At 68.9% G+C, this 18,881-nt stretch carries 14 protein-coding genes; 8 read left to right on the forward strand and 6 right to left on the reverse strand.

Annotated elements, in window-relative coordinates:
- Together D7Y13_RS21765 and D7Y13_RS21770 are read right to left on the reverse strand one after the other, a co-directional pair.
- Positions 1-1,777, reverse strand: a 1,777-nt coding sequence (locus tag D7Y13_RS21765; protein WP_120630766.1) for a putative metal-binding motif-containing protein, incomplete at its 3' end; no start/stop codon positions are given.
- 118 nt (positions 1,778-1,895) lie between these two features.
- Positions 1,896-4,301 carry an endonuclease MutS2 gene (locus tag D7Y13_RS21770; protein WP_120584982.1) on the reverse strand — a complete coding sequence of 802 codons (2,406 nt, stop codon included), beginning with the start codon at positions 4,299-4,301 and terminating at the stop codon, positions 1,896-1,898.
- Between the two features lie 75 nt (positions 4,302-4,376).
- Between D7Y13_RS21770 and D7Y13_RS21775 the strand changes: the two genes are divergently transcribed.
- The 5 genes from D7Y13_RS21775 to nadD all read left to right on the forward strand — a co-directional run bounded on the left by D7Y13_RS21775 (position 4,377) and on the right by nadD (position 9,123).
- On the forward strand, positions 4,377-5,114 hold the full coding sequence (locus D7Y13_RS21775; RefSeq protein WP_120584981.1) for a tetratricopeptide repeat protein: 738 nt from the start codon (positions 4,377-4,379) through the stop codon (positions 5,112-5,114).
- A gap of 78 nt (positions 5,115-5,192) precedes the next feature.
- The gene (locus D7Y13_RS21780; protein WP_120536059.1) at positions 5,193-6,620 is read left to right on the forward strand and encodes an adenylate/guanylate cyclase domain-containing protein; all 1,428 of its coding nucleotides are present in this window, start codon (positions 5,193-5,195) and stop codon (positions 6,618-6,620) included.
- Between the two features lie 47 nt (positions 6,621-6,667).
- The gene (locus tag D7Y13_RS21785) at positions 6,668-7,858 is read left to right on the forward strand and encodes an exo-beta-N-acetylmuramidase NamZ family protein (protein WP_120584984.1); all 1,191 of its coding nucleotides are present in this window, start codon (positions 6,668-6,670) and stop codon (positions 7,856-7,858) included.
- 7 nt (positions 7,859-7,865) lie between these two features.
- The gene (locus tag D7Y13_RS21790) at positions 7,866-8,540 is read left to right on the forward strand and encodes a hypothetical protein (RefSeq protein ID WP_120536060.1); all 675 of its coding nucleotides are present in this window, start codon (positions 7,866-7,868) and stop codon (positions 8,538-8,540) included.
- Between the two features lie 10 nt (positions 8,541-8,550).
- Complete coding sequence (nadD, locus tag D7Y13_RS21795; RefSeq protein WP_233595794.1) at positions 8,551-9,123, forward strand: nicotinate (nicotinamide) nucleotide adenylyltransferase; 573 nt, start codon at positions 8,551-8,553, stop codon at positions 9,121-9,123.
- A 1-nt stretch (position 9,124) separates the two neighbouring features.
- Here the strand turns inward: nadD and D7Y13_RS48730 are convergent, their stop codons facing one another.
- Positions 9,125-9,250, reverse strand: a complete 126-nt coding sequence (locus D7Y13_RS48730; protein WP_255425935.1) for a hypothetical protein — start codon at positions 9,248-9,250, stop codon at positions 9,125-9,127.
- Positions 9,251-9,442: 192 nt separating this feature from the next.
- On the opposite strand from D7Y13_RS48730, the gene D7Y13_RS21800 reads away from it, so the two are divergent.
- Positions 9,443-10,699, forward strand: coding sequence for an AAA family ATPase (locus tag D7Y13_RS21800; RefSeq protein WP_120584980.1), 1,257 nt, complete (start codon positions 9,443-9,445; stop codon positions 10,697-10,699).
- Positions 10,683-11,363 carry a hypothetical protein gene (locus D7Y13_RS45290; RefSeq protein WP_147444429.1) on the forward strand — a complete coding sequence of 227 codons (681 nt, stop codon included), beginning with the start codon at positions 10,683-10,685 and terminating at the stop codon, positions 11,361-11,363. The genes D7Y13_RS21800 and D7Y13_RS45290 overlap by 17 nt, the downstream gene beginning before the upstream one ends.
- A 60-nt stretch (positions 11,364-11,423) precedes the next feature.
- Here D7Y13_RS45290 and D7Y13_RS21805 read toward each other — a convergent pair whose 3' ends face one another.
- Positions 11,424-14,609, reverse strand: a complete 3,186-nt coding sequence (locus D7Y13_RS21805; RefSeq protein WP_120584979.1) for a hypothetical protein — start codon at positions 14,607-14,609, stop codon at positions 11,424-11,426.
- 89 nt (positions 14,610-14,698) lie between these two features.
- Here D7Y13_RS21805 and D7Y13_RS21810 point away from each other — a divergent pair, with 89 nt between their 5' ends.
- Entirely contained in the window at positions 14,699-16,021 is a 1,323-nt protein-coding gene (locus tag D7Y13_RS21810; protein WP_120536063.1) for a hypothetical protein, read from the forward strand.
- A gap of 93 nt (positions 16,022-16,114) precedes the next feature.
- On the opposite strand, the gene D7Y13_RS21815 is transcribed toward D7Y13_RS21810, so the two are convergent.
- Together D7Y13_RS21815 and D7Y13_RS21820 are read right to left on the reverse strand one after the other, a co-directional pair.
- Complete coding sequence (locus tag D7Y13_RS21815; RefSeq protein WP_120584978.1) at positions 16,115-16,951, reverse strand: Rossmann-like and DUF2520 domain-containing protein; 837 nt, start codon at positions 16,949-16,951, stop codon at positions 16,115-16,117.
- A gap of 80 nt (positions 16,952-17,031) precedes the next feature.
- Positions 17,032-18,881, reverse strand: a 1,850-nt coding sequence (locus D7Y13_RS21820; RefSeq protein ID WP_244222365.1) for an AAA family ATPase, incomplete at its 5' end; no start/stop codon positions are given.

Genomic DNA, 18,881 nt, shown 5'->3' on the forward strand with positions numbered 1-18,881 from the left:
CACTGGCGGTGATCCGCTTCGACACGGTCAGGGTGCGCGCGACCGAAAGCTGGAAGGCGCCGCCTCCCGCTCCGCCCTTGCCTGGAATCGCGACGCCCAGGCCACCTCCCTCGCCACCCGGGCAGCCTCCGACCAGGGGGACCGTGGCCGAGGCCCGGGTGAGGCCGGCCGCGCCCGGGAGTCCACCATCGTCGTAGCCGCGACCGCCGCTCTTGCCCGCGGTGCCGTTGCCACCGCCACCGCCGCCGCCGCCCTTCCGGTTGGCGAACTCCCCGTTCGCTCCGGTCGCGGTGCCGCATTGCTGGTGGGCGCCCGCTCCGGCCACCGTCGTGGTGCCATTGGCGAAGATGGGCTGATTCACGACGGCATCCCCGAACACGGCCACGATGACGGGGCGCGCGCCCACGAGCGTCAGTGAGCCCCCCAGGTCCAGGGTCGCCACGGGGAGCAGGACCGCATCCGTCACGCCGGTGCTCTGGGGGAGGATCTTGTACTTGAGCAGGGCGGAGTTCTGCACGGTGCCGGCCGGGTTCCACGTCAGGGTGTCGGAGTTGAAGGTCACGTTGCCGGTGGTCTTGAGCCCCTGGATGTCCGCCGCGGCGATGGTGTTCGGATCGAAGTTGGAGGTCGGGTAGGGGAACGGACTGCACGCACCGGTCGGCAGGCACACGCCCGGCGCGCCCGTCGAAGCGGTGCACGGTGTGTTGAGCTTCGCGGGATCCGCTTCGTAGCGGCAGTCCGCGCCCGTGGTGCAGACCTGCGCGATCCGCAGACACTGGGCCGGGGCCGCGCACGCCGTGGGTGTGCCGACACAGGCTCCGTTCCCATCGCAGCGGTCGGGCGTGGTGCACGCCAGCGCGTCATCACAGGTCGCCGTGTCCGGCAGGGGCTTGTAGTCACAGCGCCCCGTGTCCCGGTTGCAGGTGCCTCCGCTCTCTCGGCAGATGTCGCTGCCCGCGGCACACTGGCGCTCGGTGCCCGCGCAGGCGCCGGCGCTGCACGCATCCCCGAGCGTGCACGGGTTTCCATCGTCGCAAACCGTCCCCTGCGGCAGTGCGCCCGGTTCGCACAGGCCGGTGGTGGGCTGGCACGCCATGCGCGCGGCGCAGACATTGCCCGGCTGCTGACACTGGGTGGGGGTGCCGGACACGCAGCTGGCTGCCTTGCCTTCCCCCTCGCAGTGGTCGCCCTGGGTGCAGGCGTTGCCGTCATCACAGGCCTCGGCGCGGCAGCCCGGCTCCTGACACCCCGTCAGCGTGTTGCAGTTGAAGTCCACCGTGCCGCCGCACGTCTCCTTCGCGCCGGGGTGGTAGGCCGCGTCGTTGTCGTTGCAGTCGGCGAGCCGGTCCCACGTGGCCCCCGCGAGATGGCCGTCGCCGTCCGCGTCCGCCGCCATGAGCTGGAGGGTCCACTGGGAGAACTTCTTCGGCGGCACGGGCACGGGCTGCTCACTGGCGCGCCGCTCCACCTCGTTGCCGGCACAGCGGCCCGCTTCGTCCTTGTCGAACGAGGACACCGTGATGCTCAGCGCCTGTTCCCAGTCCGCCTTGCGGAGCACCGCGACCCGGAGTTCCTGCTCGTCGCGCTCCTGGAACTGGCTCTTGGGGATGTCCGTCCCTTCCTTGTGGCCCCGGGCATCCTGGACTTCGACGCGCACGCAGGCCGGAGGATGGGACGCGCTGTACTTCACGGTGAGGCGGAGCGCGCCCTCGTCCGGGGCCTTCTCGCGACAGGCGCCCAGCAACAACACGCATCCCAGCAGGCAGAGCCGATACATGGCTCGTACTCTACCCAACACACCGTCACACTCCGAATGCCGTCCCGGAGGGTAGGGTGGACGGGACTGACGACAGGGAGCGGGGCCCGGTGGACCCCGACTCCCCGAGGTACGTCCGTCAGCCGCGCAGTGCGACCACGGTCACGCCATCTCCGCCCTCATGGCCTTCTCCGGGGCGGAACATGCGGATGTAGGGCGACGCGGCCAGGTGGTCGCGGATGGTCTGCTTGAGGGCCCCGGTGCCGTGGCCGTGGATGATCAACGCGGCCTCCTCGCCCCGGCGCAGGCCCTGGTCCAGGAACCGCTCCAGCTCCGACAGCGCGTCGTCGGCGCGCATGCCGCGCACGTCGCAGCGGAAGTTCGTGGCATCCACCTGCGCGGGCGCCGCGGAGGCCGCGCGCTTGAGGGCCGCGTCTCCCTTCTGGCGCTCCGGGAACTTCGTCTGCTGGGGCTTGCGTCCGCGAGGGCCGGACAGCTCCGTCGTCGGCACGCGCATCTTCAGCGCGCCGCCCGCGGACACCACCGCCTGCCCGTCCGTCAGCTCCAGGATCTCCACGTCCCGGCCCAGGCCGGAGTGGTGCACCCACGCGCCCACCTTGAGGTTCGCGGGGCCCGGCGCCTCCACCTGGAACAGCTCCGCCTTGGCCGCCGCCGCGCGCTTCAGTGCCTCGTCCGCGCGCTGCTGCAACTGCATGCGCGCCTCGGAGAGCGCCTTCTCGTTCTGCTCGGAGCGCAGCTTCGTCAAGAGGTCGCGCACCTCCTGCGCGGCGTGCTCGCTGGCCGAGTGCACGTCCTCGTTGAACTGCATCATCCGGCCCTTGCGCTCGCGCTCGAAGGCGACCTTCTGCTTCTCCAGGTCCGCGCGCAGCGCCTCCGCCTCCTTCGCCGCGATGCGTGCCTTCTCCAGCTCCTCGTAGAGCTTGCGCCGTTCATCCTCGGCCGCCGCCAGTGCCTTGGTGAGCGGTCCGCCCGCGTTGAGCGACAGCTCCCGCGCGCGCTCGCACACGTTCGAGGGCAGGCCCACGCGCGCCGCCATGTCGATGGCGGACGACTGGCCGGCCGCGCCCATCTGCAAGCGGTACGTGGGCGCCATCCGCTTGGAGTCGAAGCCCACGCGCGCGTTCAGGAAGCGCGGATCCATGTGCGCCAGCGCCTTGAGCTCCTCCAGGTGCGTGGTGACGAGCGCATACGCGCCCTTGCCCAGCAGCTCCTCCAGCACCGCGATGGCGATGGCCGCGCCCTCGCGCGGATCCGTGTCCGCCGCGATCTCGTCGATGAGCACCAGCGAGTCCTGGCCCACCACCGCCAGGATGTCGCGCAGCAGGGTGACGTGGGCGCTGAACGTGGACAGGCCCTGCGTCAGGTCCTGCGCGTCGCCCACGGTGGAGTGCACGGAGCGGTACAGCGGCATCCGCGAACCTTCCGCCACCGGCACGGGCAGGCCCGCGCGCAGCATCAGCGCGCACAGCCCCACGCCCGTCAGCGTCACCGTCTTGCCGCCCGCGTTGGGGCCGGACACCACCAGCGCCCGCGCGCCACCCGTCAGCGCCACGTCGTTGGACACCACCTCCGTGCCCTTGAGCACGAGGCGCGGGTGGCGCAGCCCGCGAAGCTGCAGCTCCGTGACGTCCACGAAGGTGGGCGTCGTGGCGTCCAGGTCCGCGGAGAGGATGGCGATGGCCTCCACCTCGTCCAGCTCCGCCACCGCCTCCAGGCCCTCCAGGATGCGCGTGGACTCACGGCCCACCAGCTGGCTCAGCTCCTGGAGCACCCGGCGCTCCTCCTCCGACACCTCCGACTGCGCGATGGCCAGGTCGTTGCCCAGGCCCACCATCGCCTGCGGCTCCATGAAGAGCGTCTGCCCCGTCTGGCTGGCGTTGTGGACGATGCCGTCCACCTCCGAGCGGTAGTTGGACACCACCGGCACCACGTAACGCCCGTTGCGCAGCGTGTAGTAGTTCTCCCGCAGCTTGGGGATGAACGACTCGTCGTGGAGCAATTCGTCCAGCCGCGTCTTGATGCGCCGGTGCAGGCCGCGCGCCCGGTCCCGGGCTTCCTTCAGCTCCGGACTGGCGCGGTCGGAGATCTCACCGTCCGGTTCAAAACACTGGTCCAGGCGGCGCGCCATCGCCTCCAGGAAGGGCAGGCGCCGGGAGATCTCCACCAGCCGGGGGACCTTCTCGCGGCGCTCGTCCAGGGCCTCCCGCGTCCTGGCGAAGGCGAAGAGCAGCTGGGCCGCGTCGATGAGCTGGCGGGGCTCCAGGATGCCGCCCTTCTCCGCGTGGCCCACGGCGGTGCGCAGATCCGTCACGCCGCCCAGGGGCAGGGAGAACTGCTGCTGCGACAGGAAGCGGGCCTCTTCCACCAGGGCCAGCGCTTCGGTGACTTCCGCCTCGGTGTCGTGGAACGGGCGGGCAAGCACCCGCTCCCTTCCTGGCTCCGTTCGACAGCGCTGCGTCAGCGCACGGAGCACTTCGGAGAAACCAAGGTCTTCCAGCGTTCTTTGGGAGATCTGCACGGTCATGGGTTTCATGCGCGGCCGGGGGTCCGTCAAGGGGAAGTGTTGAGGTGGCCCGCCTGGCTCTGCTATCTGCCGGGCATGATGTGGGTTCTCGTGGCGGCGTTGCTGACGGGCGCCTCCGACGCACCGGCCTCCCCGGTCCTGACAGCCCAGGTGGCCCCGGCGGCTCCCAACCCGCTGGCGGACGCCCTGGCCCTGGAGACGGCCGGGAACGACGCGGGGGCCCTGGCCGCCCTGGAGCGGCTGGTGCTGTCCCAGCCCCGGTGGGAGCTGCCCCGGTTGGAGGCCGCGCGGCTGCTGCTCAAGGCAGGGAGCGCCCCGGAGCTGGACCGGGCCCAGGCGCACCTGGACGCGGCCCTGGGGGAAGCCCCGGACAACCCCCGGGTCCATTTCCTGCGGGGACAACTCCTGGAGGAGCGCAGCGCCCCCTTCGACGCCATCCGCGCCTATGAGAAGGCGGTGGGCCTGCGCCCGTCCTATGACGACGCGCGCTTCCGGCTGGCGGGCCTCTGGGCCCAGGTGGGGGACTGGCTCAAGGCGGAGCTGCACTACCGGCCCCTGTCCAAGTCCAAGCCCGCGTGGGTGCAGGTGCGCCTGCAACTGGCGGCGGTGCTGGAAAAGCAGGGGCGGGCGCTGGACGCGGAGCGGGAGTTCCTGGCCGCGCGGGACGCCCAGCCGACCAACCCGGGCGTCCTTCGCACGCTGGCCGCCTTCTACGACCGGACGGCCAGGCCCCAGCTCGCCGCGAAGGTGAGGGCGCAGCTCACGGCCCCGGAGAAGCGATCCATGCGTGTGCTCAAACCATCGAAGCGCTGACAATCCGGCCGGTCGCTCTTTGGAGGTCCTGGCCGTGGCGATTGCTTCGCGCGACGCGCTGCATACACTGCGCCCGCCTTGAAGACCGCCAACCTCGCCATCGTCTTCACCGACATCAAGGGCTTCACCGAACGCACCAGTCGGCAGACGCTGGAAGAGAATCAGCGGTTGCTCCAGGTGCATGAGGCGTTGCTCGCGCCGCTGTTCAAGGCGTTCGGTGGACGCATCATCAAAACCATTGGCGACGCGTTCCTCGTCACCTTCGAATCCCCCACCCAGGCCGTCCTGAGTGGCATCGCCATCCAGGATCAGCTCTGGCACCACAACCGCCTGCTCCCGGCGGATGACCAGCTCCACGTGCGCGTCGCCGTCAACGTGGGCGAGGTGCGGGTGGAGGCCAATGACATCTTCGGCGAGCCGGTGAACATCGCCGCCCGCGTGGAGGGCATCACCGACGCGGATGAGGTCTTCTTCACGGAGGCCGTCTACCTGGCCATGAACAAGGCGGAGGTGCCGTCGCAGGAGGTGGGCTCCTTCGAGCTGAAGGGCATCCCCGGGAAGATCCGCGTCTTCCGCGTGCCGCGCGCGCCGTACCGGGTGGAGGCGCCGTCGCCGGGACTGGTGGTGTCGGAAGCGGAGGCGTCCTCGCTGCCGCCGTTCGGCAACCTGGCCCTGTCGCGCGTGTCCGAGGAGGGCATGGACCTGAGCGCCCTGGGGCAGCGGGCGGCGGAGGGCGCGGCGCAATTCGGACAGGGCGCGGCGCAGTTGGGCCAGCGCGCGGCCGGCGGCGCGGTGGTGCTGGGCCAGAAGGCGGCGAGCGGCGCGGTGGTGCTGGGCCAGCGCGCGGCCGGTGGCGCGGTGGTGCTGGGGCAGCGGGCGGCGGTGGGCGCGGTGGTGGTGGGCCAGAAGGCCACGGTGCTGGGACGTCAGGCGCACTCGGCGGGCAGCGCCCTCTGGGCCCGTGGGCTCGAAGCTCATGCGCGCATGGCGCCCGAGCAGCGCAGGAAGTGGCTGATGGTGGCGGCGGCGGTGGGCGTGCTGCTGCTGGGCGTCGTGGGGCTGCTGTGGATCCGGGGTGCACCCCTGCGCGCCATCCACGCGGTGGAAGGCACGGCGGGGATGGAGAAGACCCGGCGCTCCAACGAGGCGCAGAAGTACATCGACGCGGAGAAGGATCCGGCCCGGCGCCTGTTCCTGACGGGCCGTCTGTCGGAGGCCCAGGGCGACGTGTCGGGCGCTCTGGGCGAGTACGGCCAGGCGGCGAAGAAGGGCAGTGACGACGCCGTGTCGCGCATCGTCGACCTGCTGGAGCATGAGAACTGCTGGACGCGCGTCGCCGCGGTGAGGGCGGCGGCGGACCTGAAGCTCAAGGATGCGCGAAGCACGTTGGAGAGCCTGGCCGAGAATGGCGGGGACGATGACGGCCGCTCCGGGGGCTTCCTGCGCTCCAACTGCGATTCGAAGAAGGCCGCTGAAGGCGCGCTCAAGCGCCTGGACGCCAACTGACCTCCCGCGATCACGCGACGCGCGTGCGACGGGACGAGGCGATGACCGTGACGAAGGTGAAGACGGGACTGGATGTGTGGGCCGCGCAGGGCTTCTCCGCGCTCAAGGGCAAGCGCGTGGGCGCCATCGTCAACCCCACCAGCGTGGACTCGCGCTTCCGCCACCTGGCGGACCTGCTGGCCGGCACGGAGGGCGTGACGCTTGCGGCGCTCTTCGGCCCGGAGCACGGCATCCGCGGCGAGGCCCAGTACATGGTGGCCGTGGACGAGGCGCGCGACCGGCGCACCGGCGTGCCCGTGTACAGCCTCTATGGCTCCACCTTCGAATCGCTGTCGCCGCGGCCGGAGTGGCTCAAGGGCCTGGACGCGCTGGTGTTCGACATCCAGGACGTGGGCAGCCGCTACTACACCTACGTCTACACCATGGCGCTGGCCATGAAGGCCGCCGCCCACGCGCGCGTGCCCTTCTACGTCTTGGACCGGCCCAACCCGCTGGACGGGGTGACGCTGGAAGGCAACCTCGTGGGGGACCGCTTCCGCTCCTTCGTGGGCCTGTACGCGCTGCCCAACCGCCACGGCATGACGGCGGGGGAGCTGGCGCGGCTGTTCAACTCGCAGGAGGGCTTCGGCTGCGACCTCACGGTGGTGCAGTGCGAGGGCTGGACGCGCGACATGCACTGGAGCGACACGGGGCTGCCGTTCCTGCCGCCGTCGCCCAACATGCCCACCGCGGACACCGCGCTCGTGTACCCGGGCATGTGCCTGGGTGAGGGCACCAACGTGTCCGAGGGGCGCGGCACCTGCCGCCCGTTCGAACAGTTCGGCGCGCCGTGGGTGGACACCGACGCGCTGCTCGCGCGGCTGGACCAGGAGCGCCTGCCGGGCGTGGCCTTCCGGCCGGTGGGCTTCACCCCCACGTTCGACAAGTACAAGGGCGAGTCGTGCAGCGGGGCGTTCATCCACGTCACGGACCGGAAAGCCTTCCAGCCGCTGCGCACGGGCATCGCCATCTTCCAGGCTCTGCACGACATCGGTCCCCAGCACTTCGACTGGCGGGCGGACGCGTACGAGTTCGTGGAGGACGTGCCCGCGTTCGACCTCTTGTGCGGCACCGACCAGGTGCGTCGTGGCATCGAGGAGGGGTGGAGCCTGGACCGGATGCTGGAGGGCTTCGCGCTCCAGACGGAGGCCTTCCGGAAGCACCGGGAGCCCGCCCTGCTGTACGCTGTGGGGCGGTGACCTCCCCGTGATTGGCGTCCTCTCCGATACGCATGGCGACCTGGGTGCCTTCGACGCGGCCTATGAGCTGCTGCGGGCCAAGGGCGCCCGGCGCTTCCTCTTCACCGGCGCGCGCTACACGGACCTGGATGAGTGGGTGCTGTGGCGCCGCCAGAAGAGCCGGGGCGGGCGCGAGTACTCCGACTCCGACTTCCTGGCGGACGTGACGCAGTGGCTGGTGGCGCCCCAGGAGGGCAAGCCGCGCACGCCCGCGTACGGCGCGGCGCCCGCGGACGTGGCGTCGGAGGACGACCGGCGGCTGGTGATGGAGCGCTTCGTGCGCGTGCCGGAGCGCGAGTCGCTGGCGTACCGGGACCCCAACGTGCCCAACAAGGCCATGGACCTGGTGGGGGACACGCTCTGCTGCGTGGTGCACGACAAGAACGACCTGGTGCGGGACGATCTGCTCAACGCGCTGGTGTTCATCCACGGCAAGGAGCCGGAGCCGAAGGTGGTGCAGATTGGCCCGCGCTACTTCGTGACGCCGGGCCGGCTGGTGGGCGCGGCGGAACAGACGTGCGGCCTGTTGGAGAAGGCGGAGCGCAACCTGAGCTTCTCCGCGTTCCGTCTGGATGGGCACCTGGTGCTGCCGCCGCAGGTGCTCCAGGTCGACTCGCGTTCGACGAAGCTCACCGTCAAGTAAGAGGCCCGCCGTGAAGGTCGCGCTGCTTGGAGGCTCGTTCAACCCGCCGCACGTGGGCCACCTGATGGCGGCCACCTACGTGCACGCGACGCAAGGCGTGGATGCCGTCTGGTTGATGCCCTCGTTCCACCATCCGTTCGGCAAGCAGTTGGAGTCCTTCGAGCAGCGCGTGCGCATGTGCGACGCGCTCTGTCAGGAGACCTCCGGTTGGCTCCAGACGAGCCAGGTGGAGCGCGAGGTGGGCGGCGGCGGTCGCACGGTGGACACGCTGGCGTTCCTGGTGGAGCGCCACCCGGACATCCAGTTCTCGCTCATCATCGGCAGCGACATCCTGAGGGACCTGCCGCACTGGAAGGACTTCGACCGCATCCAGCAGATGGCGCGCGTGCTGGTGCTCTACCGCGCGGGCTATCCGGCGCCGAACACGGTGGGGCCGCCCCTGGCGGAGGTGTCCTCCACGCAGGTTCGCGAGCAACTGGCGCGCGGCATGGAGCCGTCGGAGCTGGTGCCGGCGGGGGTGCTGAAGGTGGCGCGCGAGGCGGGCCTGTTCGGGCTGGCCATCCCGCGCGTCCGGGCGGAGTGAACTAGAACGTCGCGCCGATGAGGTGCAGGTCGCCCAGGCCGTCGTTGAAGCGGCGTGCGTACTGGTAGAAGAACGAGATGGCGTAGGCCTGCCCCACGCTGAGCCGCAGCGTGGCGGAGCCGCCCACCGCCCCGTGGTTGTTCCGGTTGTCCGTGCGCGCCAGGGTCCCGAAGCCCTCCAGTTCGAACTGGCTGACGAAGAGGGACGGCAGCCGTCGACTATTGTACGTTCAATCGTCCAGTACTGGCATGACGATGTGCTGACCGAGAATTGTTGGGAAACTTGAGGACAATGCTTTCGTTGGAGGAGGTTTCGTAAAGTGAGGAAACGACAAGCTGTCAGCAAAGAAAAGAAAGTTGGTCCGGGTGATCATATTGCCCGGATTACTGTCGAACGATTCAAGTCGCTAGAGAAGGTGACGGTTGATTTTGGATCTGTAAACGTCTTTATCGGAGCCAATGGTGCTGGCAAGAGCAATTTGTTGGAGGCAATTGGCTTGATTGGGGCTGCTGCGTCTGGTCGGGTCGATGATCAGGCGCTTCTTCGTCGAGGTGTTCGACCTGGAGTGCCGAGGCTTTATCGCAGTTCGTTTCCGGGCAAGCACCATGGGGGGATTAGTATCGAGGTTGAGGCTCAGTCCAAAGCGGCCTATAAATCGTCAATTTCAAACAGAAGCAATCCTCCCAAGCCGTATTGGTCTTTCAGTCATGAGACATTGCGGGATGAGAAGAAGAGTGTTGCTTCTCGTGGGCCAAATGGTGCGCGGCTTGTTGGTAAGTCATTGAGGCTGGAGACTCACGGTAGTGTCGCGGCAGTGGCTCGAGCCAATCAAGCAACGCCAAAGGCCGTGCGGGATTTTCTTCAGACGCTCGACGACTATGCGATTTTTGCCCCGGTGACGCCAGTTCTGAGGGGTATTGCCCCAGATAGTGCGCCGCGAAGTCCTGTAGGGCTATATGGAGGGCAGTTGCCGGAGGCGTTGTCGACGCTATTGGGCGTTGGTGGGAAAAAGAAGTTCTACAAAATTAAACAAGCGGCTCTCCAGTTTATTGATTGGGCCAAGGATTTCAGGGTTGCGGAGCCTTCGCGGGCATTTATATCGCCAAGCGTTCCGACGATGCGTGAGGTTGTTTCGTTTAATGATAGGTACATGAGGGACGGGGGGGATACCTTGTCCGGATATGATGCCAGCGAGGGCGCTCTTTATATTCTTTTTGCGCTCGTATTGGCGATGCATCCGCAGTCGCCAAGGTGTTTTGCGCTTGATAATTTTGATCAGGCATTGAATCCGGCGGCTGCTCGTGATTTGGCGAAGTCTTTTACTGAGTTTGTTCTGCTGTCTGAGCGGCAGGCTTTTTTAACTACGCACAATCCACTGGTGCTAGATGGTCTCCCTCTTGATGACTCGCGAGTTCGGTTGTTTTCGGTTCAGCGCGATCAAAAGGGTCATACAAAGATTAGTCGTATTGAGGTCCAGGATATATTTTCGTTGAAGAAGAAACATGGTGACGATGCCATAAGCCGCCTGTGGGTTGGTGGTCGCCTTGGGGGGATGCCTCGTGTCCGGCCAATCTAGGGTGGCTGCTATTGTGTGTGAGGGGTCTAGCGATTATCCAATTTTGGCGGCGATGGTTCGGAAGTTGTGGCCGGATATTGAGGAGATCTTGCCACTTCAGCCTGAGATCGATGAGTTGGGTCGTAGGACGGCTGCCGCGACGGCGGGTTGGTCGGAAGTTCGAGCTTGGTGTGAGAGGAATGCCAGCGATCTTGGGTATGTTTTGAATCCGGGTATCGGCGCTCCCATTGATTTGTTGGTAGTTGCTGTGGATGTTGATATTGCAATTGCTGCGGGGATAAAAAACCCACCTAAAGACTTGTCGTCGTATGAAGCCAAACGTCTTGGCGACAAGGTGCGAGGGTGGTTGGGTTGGCCCAAGAGAAGGTTGCCAGTAGAGCTTGTAATCGCTTTGCCTGCGATGGCGATTGAGGCCTGGGCTGTCGCTGCGCTGTATCCGCGCGAGGCTCACCCGCAGGAGATCATAAATCCTGCGAAGTATCTGTTGGCAAAGGGCAAACTTGAGGCGGCTAGTAGTGGGCGACCACTCAAATCGACGCCAGTATATGCTGGTTTTGCAAAGAAAATTATAACTAGGCTGAACGATGTTCGGCGTACTTGCAGCGAGGCGGAGAAATTTTGCAGCGATGTTGAGCGCGTGAAGATGCGTGCTGAACGTGAATAGAAATGGTGGCTGAGGCTGATTTGAATGGCCTGGATTGATTGAACTGTCGGCTTCTGATTCTCAGAAGGTCGCGCCGATGAGGTGCAGGTCGCCCAGGCCGTCGTTGAAGCGGCGCGCGTACTGGTAGAAGAACGAGATGGCGTAGGCCTGCCCCACGCTGAGCCGCAGCGTGGCGGAGCCGCCCACCGCCCCGTGGTTGTTCCGGTTGTCCGTGCGCGCCAGGGTCCCGAAGCCCTCCAGTTCGAACTGGCTGACGAAGAGGGACGGCAGCACCCACAGCGTGGAGGCCCAGCCGTAGTCGACGATGACGCGGTAGCGGTACCGCGCGGTGCCGATGAGCACGTTGCGCGCGCTGAAGGTGTGGTCCTCGTAGCCGCGCAGGTACTCGGTGAACGCGAGGCCTGGCTGGAGCTGGAGGGGCAGCGAGCCTTCATCCGTGCTGTCGCGGCTGGTGAAGAAGGCCTGGCCCGGGAGGATGCCACCCACCTCCAGCAGCCCGTCGGGCGCGCCGGGCAGGTAGCGGCCCACGGCGGAGAGCTGGAAGTTGTCCTTGCCGGTGAAGGGCAGGCCGCCCGTGAAGCCCTCCACGCCCAGGCGCACGTCGCCCACTGTGGAGTCGCGCGCGAAGGCCTTGGGGTAGACAGCACCGCTGAGCGACAGCCCCAGGCCACGCTGCGTGCCGCCGTAGGACGTGCCCTCGCCCGCGAAGTAGGACGCGGCGACCTCCGGCCCGATGAGGCGCGTGATGAGCTGGGGACGGCGGTCGGTGGCGTCGAAGCGGCGATCCAACGCGAGCACGCCGAACTGCACCGGCGTCGTCCAGAACGTGCGCGACGCGAACGCCGTGGCCTGCAGGTCGGTGCGGTTGGTTTCGCGGATGCGCGACGCGGAGACCTGGAGGTAGATGGGCGACAACTGCGCGTTGCCGTACGCGAACGTCACGCCGGGTTGCTCCACCTTCGTGTCGTACGTCAGCAGCAGCGAATACGCGTGGAAGCCCAGCCGGTCCTGACCCGCCAACGCCAGACCGACCGCGAGGTACGGGTCCTCCCCGTCGATGTCGTTGGGCACGGTGTAGAAGTACGGCAGCCGGTAGTTCGGGACGAGGAAGCCCTCCAGCGTGGAGTAGGGCTGGTCCGACAGCACGTCCACGTCGCGGCCCACGACAGCTGGCGGCACCACCGGCCCATCCAGGTCGCTGTCGGGGTCGGACGTCAGCGGCGGTGCCACGGACGTTTCGGCGGGCACCTGCGCGACTGCTTCCGGTGAGGTGGGAAGGGCACCCTCCGTGCCTTGGCCGGGGAAGTCCGCGAAGCCTTCCGACGCCTCCGAGGTGGGGGTGCCTGACGGCGGAGGGGGCGCGTTCGGTGCGCCCGCGAGTCCCGACGGGGTGGGGGAAACGGTCGAAGGGGACGCTGCATTCGCGTCGCCGGGCGCGGTGTTCGCCTCGGCCACGGGCGTGGACGCCGTGCGCAGCTCGGCCAGGGCCTGGGTGAGGGGCGCGCGGTCGACGGTGAGGTTCGTGCCGTCGCGGTTGATGAAGACGACCGAGTCCTCCCCCTCGGGCGCCACGTCCATCGTCAGGTGGGGCGCGTCGGTGACGCGGGCGATGCGCCGGGTGGAGACGGTCATCACGTGGACCTGGAGCCGGCCCTCGTGCTCGCGCAGGAAGGCGAGGTGATCCGCGTCCAGCCACCGGGGCGAATAGTTGAAGAGCCCGTCGCGCGTGAGCCAGCGCAGGGAGCCGTCCGGTTCGCGCAGCACCAGATCCCAACCCTCCTTGCCGGACATGGGGAACACCTGGCGCTGTCCCTCCGGAGACGTCGCGGGCGGGCCCAGCGCCGTATGCGCCTGGAAGTCCGTCAGCCGCTCCTGCCGACCCGACTCCAGGTCCAGGCGCACGAGGTTCGCCGCGTCGCCGCGCACCTGCACGAACACGTAGCTTTTGCCGTCCTCGCTGATGTCTCCGCCCATGCCCTCCAGTCCGTCCCACAGCCTCACGACGTCGCCCGTGCGCGCATCGACGCGCCACAGCTTCGCCGTGTAGCTGCCCACCGCGTCCACGTCCGCTCCGACCATGTACAGCCAGGCGCCGTCGCGGCTGAAGGTCATGCCGCTGGCGAGCGACGGGCTGGCCAGCACCCACCTGCGCCCCGGGAGCAATTGCACCAGCGCCCGGCTGAAGCGCTCGCGGCCGTCGCGCTCGCGCACGGTGAGGTGGGTGATCTGCTCACGGCCCACGCTCAGGAGCGCCGTGCTGCCGTCGCGCGGGTTCGCGGCGAGCCGGGAGAAGTAGCCCGCGTCCTGGACCACCACCTGCTGCGTGGCGGGGCGCTCGCGCACCTGGAGGTTCTTCTGGAGGCTCTGCTCGTACTCGCTGAACAGCGAGCCGATGTCCTTGCCGTACACGCGCTTGAACCGCAGCGTCACGGCGATGGGCGGGACGATGGAGTTGCCCTGTTCCTCCACCAGCTTCCACAGGCGCTTCTCGCCGTACGTGCGGGCCAGGTACTCCACGAAGTGCATCCCGCTCAGGTAGTTGCCGCCGAACGGCTCCAGCGCCCGATTTTCGGGGGACAGGTAGCCCGCGTTGAGCTCCCCGCGCCGGGCCTGCACCGCGCCCTCCCACCAGCCGCGCCACACGGGGCTGTAGGGGCGGCCTGTTTCCTTGCCCAGCCGTCCCTCGTAGTAGGTGGCCAGGCCCTCCAGGAACCAGGACTCGGTGAAGATGTTGGGCTGGAAGAGGCCACCGCTCAGGGTGTTGAGCAGGTTCCAGAGGCCGCCCACCTGCTGCATCTGCACGTAGTGGACGGACTCGTGACACGCCACGTCGCCAATGTCCGTCTCACCCAGCCCCAACAGGTTGAACTGCTCCAGCGTCATGTGCTGCGGCAGCACCATCTGCTGCGGCGTGCTGGCGAACTCCGACTGGACGTAGGCGTTGTTGAAGTCCGCGCTCGTCAGGTAGACGAGGACCCGCTTGCGCTCGGCCTTGCTCCACGCGTCCGCGCGCAGGCGGTCCACGCAGCCCTCCATCCGGGCCGCGACGCGCAGGGCCGTGGGACGCAGGTGGGCCGGGTAGTACAGCTCCAGCGACCGCGTGGTCAGCTTGTGCATGTCGTCCCGGGCGAACGACGCCTGGACGTTCTGCGGGAAGCGGGGTGCGACGAAAGCACACCCGGATGTCAGCAGGAGAAGGCAGGCGAGAAGGGCGGGCTGGCGGGCAGACCCGCTGGAAGCTGACATGGCGTGCATCCTAGCGGCCACAAATCGTGGCCACGAACGCGTTTTTCACGGTAAGGGATCGCGGTCGCTTCTCTCACAGGAACCCTCTCATGTCCGAACCCGCCGAGCCTCAGGCGCTCCCCGTTCCGCAGCATGTCCACAACGCGCAGCTCCAGCTCACCGCGGCGCTGGAGAAGGCCGACGGCAAGCCTGTCGATCTGGTGAAGGCGCCGTGGGCGGACGTGGAGAAGTCGGTCATCCAGCTCCTGGGCGGCAAGTTCGACCCGAACCGGCCGGAGCACCAGGCGGCGGCGCTGGGCCTCGCGGGCGGCTTCGCGATTCGCCTCATCTCCGAGCACCAGGCCTTCTGGTTCCCCAACCGCGACTCCCCCGAGGGTGCGTCGCTGGGCTTCCCCCAGGCCATCATCATGCTGTCCCCGTTCGGGGCGGTGATGGACGCGCTGGCGCAGGGCAAGTTGACGCGCCTGGACGACCTGGCCAGCGACATCCGCCGTTCGCTGGGGCAGGTGCGCTTTGGCGCGAACCCCGCGCAGCCCCTGGGCGCGCAGCCGCAGCAGCTGGCGCCCCAGGACTACCAGCGCCTGTTCGATCCGGGCTTCCTCCAGTTCATCGTGGTGGACTCGGCCAAGGCGAAGCAGACGCTGGAGACGAAGACGGACGTGCTCGCGCGCGACGTGCGTGACGCGCTGGGCCGCACCCAGCCGCCGCTGCCGCCGGAAGCGCGCCAGCAGTTCGAGGGGCAGATCGTCACGTCGCTGCAGCGGATGGAAGTGGGCAAGACGCTGGCGGATCAGGCCGAGCGCGCCCCCCGGCTCGCGGAGCTGATGACGCACCTGGTGGCCACGGTGGGTGGCACGGGGTCCGCGCCGGAGGAGTTCTGGCACGACGTGGTGTTGCCGCTGCTCTTCATCGGCACGCCCGCGAGCTTCCCGCCGCTGGATGAGGATGAGCTGGCGGCGTTCAAGCAGGGCGCGGATCCGCTGGCGCTCTTCGTGGACGTGGTGCCGCACGCGCACCGCGCGCCGGACGAGGGCCTGCTGGGCGCGTTCGAGATGTCGGAGATTGGCCTGGTGCACCCGGCCTTCCAGAAGGTCGGCGCGCTGCGCCTCATCCGGATCAACCCGGACCGGCTGAAGCCGCTGCTGGACAAGTACGATCCGAACGCGACGATGGACGCGGTGCAGCGCTTCACGGCGCACGTGTCCAAGGCCGCGGGCCAGCCGGCCGCGGAGTCCCCGCAGGGCAAGGAGATGCTCCAGGCGGCGCTCACGCTGCTGGCGGACCTGAAGCGCTCCGTGACGGTGTCCGGCGACGTCTGCCTGCGCCGCCTCACCGAGGCCGAGGCCGCGTCCGAGCAGGCCCTGGCCATCGTGCGCCGCGCCCTCCAGGGCTCGCGCATCATCCTCACGTAGTTGGTGGGGTGGGGCGCGCGTCCGGGGAACTCCAGAACGCGCGCCATGAAGTGCCACCGCTCCGGTCCGTGCAGGACCTGGAGCGGGGCTGCTTCACTTCTTCGCGAGCACGTCTTCCAGCGCGGTGCGGACTTCCGGGCGCAGCCGGTCCGAAGCCAGCCGCAGCGCCCGCCGTGAGAGCTGCGCGTAGAGCGGAGCGATGTCCCCGGGCAGCGCCGCGAGGTGTGCCGCGACGACGCCCGCGTCTCCCCGGACGATGGGGCCCGTGAGCCCTCCCGAGAGTCCGCGCGCCTCCACGCCTCGAAGTGCGGAACGCATCAACGGCAGCAGGGCCTGGAGCGCGGCTTCGGGTTCGATGCCCGCGGCGCCCAGCGCGCCCACCGCCGCGTCCGCCAGGGCCACGAGTCCACCGGCGCTCAGCACCGCGCCCGCGTGGTAGGCGGCCCGGTGTGCCTCCGGCACGTCGAACACCGCGAAGCCCACGTCCTCCGCCATGCGCTGGAGCACCGCGCGAAGGGCAGGGGAGCGCGTGCTGATGGCGGCCGTATGGCCCGCCAGTGAATCGCGCGCGGAGGACACGGCGCAGAGTGGATGGAACGAACCCACCGTCCGGCCCGGCTGCGTCGTCAGCGCGGAGAGCGGCAGTGCCCCCGCGGTGTGCACCAGTGCCACCGTGCGCGGCAATTCCTTCGACAGTGCCTGTGACACGGTGGGCACGGCCGCGTCCGGAACGCAGAGCACGCAGACGCGGGCCTTCTTCAAGTCCGCGGGGGTCGCGGGCTTCAAGCCCAGGGCCCGGGTGCGCTCGCGGCCCGCGTCGTCGCGCGAATACACACGCACGGGCCACCGCTTCGCCTGGAGCGCCAGTGCGAGGGCTCCACCCAGCCGCCCGGCACCGACGATGACCACGGGGACTCGCTTCGCCTTCACGGTGGAGCGTCCCGCGCGAGCCGGAGCGGACGCATCCGCCCCATCACCCGCGCGTCCCTGCCGGGCTCGCCGTTTCGCCGTCAGGCGGCATCCCGGGCGAACAGGAGCTGTCCGGCCTGCACCGCCACGCGCACGCGGTCTCCCGCTCCGAACTCACCGGAGAGGATGCGCTCCGCCAGCGGGCCTTCCACCAGCCGCTGCACCACCTGACGCATCGGCCGCGCGCCGAGCAGCGGATCGAAGCCGCCCGACTTGAGCAGGTGGCCCACCACGTCCGCGCCCGCCGTGTAGACGATGCCGCGCTCCATCGCGAGCCGCTTGCTGCTCTCCGCCAGGATGAGCGTGGCGATCTTCGCCACCTCCAGCTCCACCAGCGGACGGAACGGCAGCCGCTCATCGATGCGGTTCCACAACTCCGGGGGCAGCGCCTTGCGCGCCGTGTCCGACGCCAGGTCCAGCGCGTTCCCCGCCGCCGCATCCGCCGCGCCGAAGCCCACCGCCCGGCCCGTGCGCGAGAACGCATCCGCGCCCAGGTTCGTCGTCATCACGATGACCGTGTTCGAGAAATCGATGTGGCGGCCCTTGCCGTCCGTCAGCCGGCCCTCCTCCAGCACCTGGAGCAGCAGCATCTGCACCTCGCGGTGCGCCTTCTCGATCTCATCCAGCACCACCACCGACGACGGACGGCGGCGCACCGGCTCCGTGAGCTGCCCGCCCTCACCGAAGCCCACGTAGCCCGCGGGCGACCCGATGAGGCGCGACACGCCGTGGGACTCGGACATCTCGCTCATGTCCAGGCGCACCAGCGCGTCCCGGTTGCCGAACAGCACCTCCGCCAGCGCCCGCGCCATCTCCGTCTTGCCCACGCCCGTGGGGCCCAGGAAGAGGAAGCTGCCCATGGGACGGCGCGACGCGAAGCCCGCGTAGTTGCGCCGGATGACCCGCGCGATGCGGCCCACCGCCTCGGCGTGGCCAATCACGCGCTGCGACAGGTCGTCCTCCAGCCGCAGCAGGCGCGCCGAGTCGTTCATCAGCAGGCGCTCTTCCGGCACCCCCGCCAGCTTCGCCACCACCCGCGCCACGTCCGCCGCGTCCACCCGGTGCTTGCCCTCGCGGTGGCAGCGGCTGCCTGCCAGGTCCACCACGCTGATGGCCTTGTCCGGCATGAACCGGTCCGTCACGTAGCGGCTCGCCAACGACGCGGCCGCCTCCAGCGCCTCCGGCAGGTAGCGCAGCGCGTGGTGCTCCTCGTACCGCCCGATGATGCCCTTGAGGATCTCCACCGTCTCCGGGACCGACGGCTCGTTCACCGTCACCGACGTGAAGCGCCGCTCCAGCGCCGGGTCCGCCGCGATGAACTTGCGGTACTCGTCGTGCGTCGTCGCGCCGATGCAGGGGAACTCGCCGCGCGCCATCGCCGTCTTCAGCTCGTTGGCCGCGTCCTGCGGGCCCTCGCCCGTGGAGCCCGCGCCCACCAGCGTGTGGATCTCGTCGATGAACACCACCACGCGCCCCTCGGCCCGCCGCACCTCCTCCTTCAGCGCGTTGAGCTTCTCGGAGAACGAGCCGCGCAGCTGCGTGCCCGCGACCAGCGTGGCCATGTCCAGCTCGACGAGGATCTTCTCCGCCAGCGTGCCCCTCAGGCCCAGCAGGCGCTGCGCCACGCCCTCCACCACCGCCGTCTTGCCCACGCCGGGCTCGCCCAGCAGGCACGGGTTGTTCGTGCGGCGCTTGCCCAGGATGTCGATGACCTCCTCGACCTCCCGCGCGCGGCCCACCACCGGGTCCAGCTTCCCCTCGCGCGCCGCCTGGCTCAGGTTGCGGCCCATGGAGGTGAGCATCGGGAACGCCTTCGCATCCAGCACCAGCGTGCCGCCCTTCACCTGCGCGGCGGGGGCCGGCGGAGTCGGACGGGTCATCGGAGCGGCGG

It is taken from the genome of Corallococcus praedator (assembly GCF_003612125.1).
GTDB lineage: Bacteria > Myxococcota > Myxococcia > Myxococcales > Myxococcaceae > Corallococcus > Corallococcus praedator.

Coding starts and splice junctions, on each gene's coding strand:
- D7Y13_RS21775 (WP_120584981.1), top strand. CDS start 4,377: ATGATGTGGGTTCTCGTGGCGGCGTTGCTGACGGGCGCCTCCGACGCA.
- D7Y13_RS21770 (WP_120584982.1), bottom strand. CDS start 4,301: ATGACCGTGCAGATCTCCCAAAGAACGCTGGAAGACCTTGGTTTCTCC.
- D7Y13_RS21810 (WP_120536063.1), top strand. CDS start 14,699: ATGTCCGAACCCGCCGAGCCTCAGGCGCTCCCCGTTCCGCAGCATGTC.
- D7Y13_RS21805 (WP_120584979.1), bottom strand. CDS start 14,609: ATGTCAGCTTCCAGCGGGTCTGCCCGCCAGCCCGCCCTTCTCGCCTGC.